At 47.1% G+C, this 3,719-nt stretch carries 4 protein-coding genes; all 4 read right to left on the bottom strand.

Going from position 1 to position 3,719, the window contains the following annotated elements; translation table 11 throughout:
- Window positions 1–1,877 (bottom strand): bifunctional serine/threonine-protein kinase/formylglycine-generating enzyme family protein (locus tag B2Z67_RS08710; RefSeq protein WP_291529435.1); only part of this gene is annotated, 1,877 nt, incomplete at its 3' end.
- Window positions 1,878–2,066: 189 nt separating this feature from the next.
- Window positions 2,067–2,186: an SUMF1/EgtB/PvdO family nonheme iron enzyme gene (locus tag B2Z67_RS15935; protein WP_414630794.1), complete on the bottom strand. Its 120-nt coding sequence runs from the start codon at window positions 2,184–2,186 to the stop codon at window positions 2,067–2,069.
- Window positions 2,183–3,202: an RNA-directed DNA polymerase gene (locus tag B2Z67_RS08705; protein WP_291529434.1), complete on the bottom strand. Its 1,020-nt coding sequence runs from the start codon at window positions 3,200–3,202 to the stop codon at window positions 2,183–2,185. The genes B2Z67_RS15935 and B2Z67_RS08705 overlap by 4 nt, the downstream gene beginning before the upstream one ends.
- Complete coding sequence (locus B2Z67_RS08700; protein ID WP_291529433.1) at window positions 3,199–3,657, bottom strand: HRDC domain-containing protein; 459 nt, start codon at window positions 3,655–3,657, stop codon at window positions 3,199–3,201. The genes B2Z67_RS08705 and B2Z67_RS08700 overlap by 4 nt, the downstream gene beginning before the upstream one ends.
- Window positions 3,658–3,719: the final 62 nt, after the last annotated feature.

Genomic DNA, 3,719 nt, shown 5'->3' with positions numbered 1-3,719 from the left:
ATGTCGTAAATGCCCAATTCATTGGGGGATTTCGTACCAACGGAATGGGTGGTGCTACCGCTGTTATCTGTACACCATGCTACATTACCAAGAGTGTTACTTCCAGAGTAGGTATAACCCTGGCTCTTATTACCACCGCGGGCAGCATATTCCCATTCTGCTTCAGTAGGAAGGCGATAACGTTTGCCCGTAGCAGTACTCAGGCGGGAGGCGAACTCTCGGGCTTCAGTCCAACTAACAGATTCCACAGGCAGATTATCTCCCTTGAAATGAGATGGATTAGTACCCATAACACTCCTCCACTGAGCCTGAGTAACCTCATACTTGCCAATGTAAAAACTACTCACTGTGACTTGGTGAACAGGTTTCTCATTGTCAAAACCGCTTTCACTACCCATCTGGAACGCGCCGCCCTGAACGTAAACCATCTCAGGCTCGGCATTGGCTATTGCCGCTTGGCGTTTCTTTTCCGCCTCTGCTTCTGCCAGACGTTTTCTCTCGGCATCTTCCGCCTCGCGGCGCCGTTGGTCTTCAATAGTATTCTTTTCAGATTGTTTTGTCTGCGGTGCGGTAGGGACAGTTACATCCCCCACAGCCGTTGAGTCGACAACTATACCCAACGTGCCAATCACAGGTACAGCCGTTTCGTTCGGTTTAAAAACAATAAACAGGATAACAGCCAGCAAAACACCAAATACTCCGAAGGTTATATACTTATTACGATTATGCTTCTCACTAACGGGAGATGTCCCGATATTCTTTTTACCATTCGTAGAAACCGGAGTAGGTATTTCTTCTCTTGCAGAAACCGTAGCCTTTTTTTCACTTACAGGAACTACAGGTATTCTTCTACCTCCGGAAGCTGCAGACGGAGCAGTCCTGTCAATATCATCATTAACTGTGCGTCCTCCCCTCATGTCGTCCACTACCGTTTCATCATTCGCATTACCAGATAAGCCCTCTCCCGACAAGTCTGTCACCGCATCGCTCGAGAACAAATCCCGTTTCAACTCCTCAACACTTTGCTGACGGTCGGTATATCTGGACGACATAGCTTTCGCTATCGCATGCTCTATCCTTGCATCAATACCCGATACATAATCCGATACGGGTTTCAGTGGTTCATTAAGTAACAGTATCGCCTCAGGCGGTATCTTCCCTGTGAGCATATTGTAGAGCGTAGCCCCCACGGCATAGACATCCGCAGCGGGCAGGAACTCCCGTACGCCGGAGTACTGCTCCAGAGGCGCAAACCCCTTGCTGATGCCCACAGGCGTTGTGCTGGTTTCCTGATGGGAGTCATCGTACTGCTTGCTGATGCCGAAGTCAATAAGCTGCACATTGTCATTCTTGTCAATAAGAATATTGCCCGGCTTAATGTCCAAGTGCAGTATCTTGTTACCGTGAATTTCCGACAAGGCATCGCATAACTGGCGGGCATAGCGCAAAGCCGTCCGTTCGTCCAACTTTCCTTCGCGTCGAAGTTTGTCCCGAAGCGATTCACCCTCCACGAACGCCATTACGATATACGCCGTGTTGTTCTCCTCGAATACATCCAATACGCGGACGATATTGGGATGACGCAGTTTTGAGAGCAGTTGCGCCTCTTTCTTAAGCTTGTTCTTGAAGCGGTCGAACATCTCGCGCCCGGTCGCCGAAGTTATTATCACGGCAGAGGTAGTCGCATCGCGTGTGCAATAGTCCTCGAAGAAGAATTCTTTGACCGCCACGGGGATGGCAGTCTGCATTTCGCCCATCGGCCCGCTGACGGTGGCCTGCCACAATGCGCGGTAGGTGATGCCGAAGCCGCCGCGACCTATCTTCTCCACAATACGGTACTTTCCGCTCTGGAGACTGTGATTTGTTGTTAGTTCCATATCATCATATTGAGTTTTTACCGGTATATTTCAAATACTTTCATAATTGTTCCTTCATTATCCATAATTGCATTCCTAACTTTCGACCGTGCTACCAGTTAGGAATGCCCTACTATCTGATTAACCTCATACAGTGAGGTTCGCAAACAGACCGGTTCACTATATCCGGTATCCGCCGGACGTCTTGAGCTAAGGAACAAGCACCACCCGGAAGCCAAGATTGTTGTTGCGATTGCCCGGGGTGTTGTTGTTGCGATTGGCCGAGCGGCAGTTCTGGGCGTTGTTGTTCCAGCTGCCGCCGCGATTCACGCGGTTCGAACCCGTTTATGGTCTGTTTCCGATGTCTTTAGAAGAGAACGTCGCAACTGTAATGTTTCCGCATAACGGGTGAAAGCCACTAATGGCTCTATATGTCGCGCACACTCCCTTTCCGTCCATTCTCCTGTCTCTAACTTCGCTTCATAATTTTTCATTTTTCGTTTAAAACGTTTCTTGCTGTTCCTGTTCAATCGCACTTTATCGGGGAAGAGTACATATCCCAGAAACGGTATACCTTTCTCCGTGGTATTGACGCATGCAGGTTTGAGTCTCATTTTCAATTGTGACGCTATATAGCATTCCAATTCGCGAGATATTCTCAAAAGTTCTGATTTGTCGTTGTGCCACAACACCATATCGTCCATATAGCGAACATAAGCCGGAACATGTAACCTTTCACGAACATAATGGTCGGCATAACCCAAATAGAAATTGGCAAAATACTGGCTTGTCAAATTTCCTATCGGTATACCCTTGCCCTGAGTGACGGAATAGCTGTCGATAATGGTACGAAAAACCGTCAGAAGCTTAGGATCTTTGAATTTCCGGCATATTTTGTCATAAAGCGTTTCATGGTCAACATTATCGAAAAACTTGCGCACATCCAATTTACAGAACCATTTATAACGACAAGTATGCGCACGAGCTTTGTCCAACGCTGCATATTGTCCTTTGCCTCGACGTGTGGCATAGCTATCGTCGGTTTGGAAGCTTTCGAAAACAGGGTGACATACGTTCATAATGGCGTGATGCAACACTCGCTCCCGAAAGGGGGCGGCACAGATTGTGCGCTCTTTTGGGTCGTAGACCTTGAAATAGTGGTAATCGCCCATTTGTACTTCTCCGCACAACAACTCATTGCGTAGTTCTATAAGATTAGTATCCAATGAAGCACGAAATTCTTCAGCACAGGTTTTACCGTCCTTGCCTTTCCTTGCTTTCCAAAATGCCAGCCGCAAGTTATTGGGGTCGGCAATTTGCTCAATGAGATACCCTTGGCGTTTCATACTTCCTTATTATATTGTTCAATCATTGTTTTTCCATATTTGGCCATTTTCTTTTCTCCTATACCGGGGATAGCGGCTACTGCACTTTCCGTCAGTTTAGGTAACCGCGCCATTCCTGCCAGTTCCTCATCAATAAACACAGCGTATGCAGGGATACCGTCTTCGTGAGCCAACGCTTTGCGTATTTCACGCAAACGCGAGAAAACGGCAAACTCACTTTCGGACAACACATTTTTGTAATCTACTTTGCCTTTACTTCCCCCGCTTCCTTGTCCAATTGTATTATTTGTTCCGGAGTCAATATATCTGATGCAAAAACTCCAGCCACCGCCCTTTTCATTTTGAAAAAAGCGCTGTTCCACTTCCAACACCTTGCATCCTGCCAGAAAGCGGTTCATTTCTGCCAAGTTCTCTCCCGTATCGGTGAGTGGTATGTTAAATATTCGAATTTGCATTTTATTAAATTTTTTCGACCGGCAAAGCCGGTAGTTATGGTTACTCGACTGCCTATTGCTTC

The organism is Bacteroides sp. UBA939, from assembly GCF_002293435.1.
Taxonomy (GTDB): Bacteria; Bacteroidota; Bacteroidia; order Bacteroidales; family Bacteroidaceae; genus Bacteroides.
Note: the sequence above shows the minus strand (reverse complement) of the source record. Positions and strands in the feature narration are given on the sequence as shown.

Excerpts from the sequence above, each read along its gene's own strand:
- B2Z67_RS08700 (WP_291529433.1), bottom strand. The coding sequence starts at position 3,657 with ATGCAAATTCGAATATTTAACATACCACTCACCGATACGGGAGAGAAC.
- B2Z67_RS08705 (WP_291529434.1), bottom strand. The coding sequence starts at position 3,202 with ATGAAACGCCAAGGGTATCTCATTGAGCAAATTGCCGACCCCAATAAC.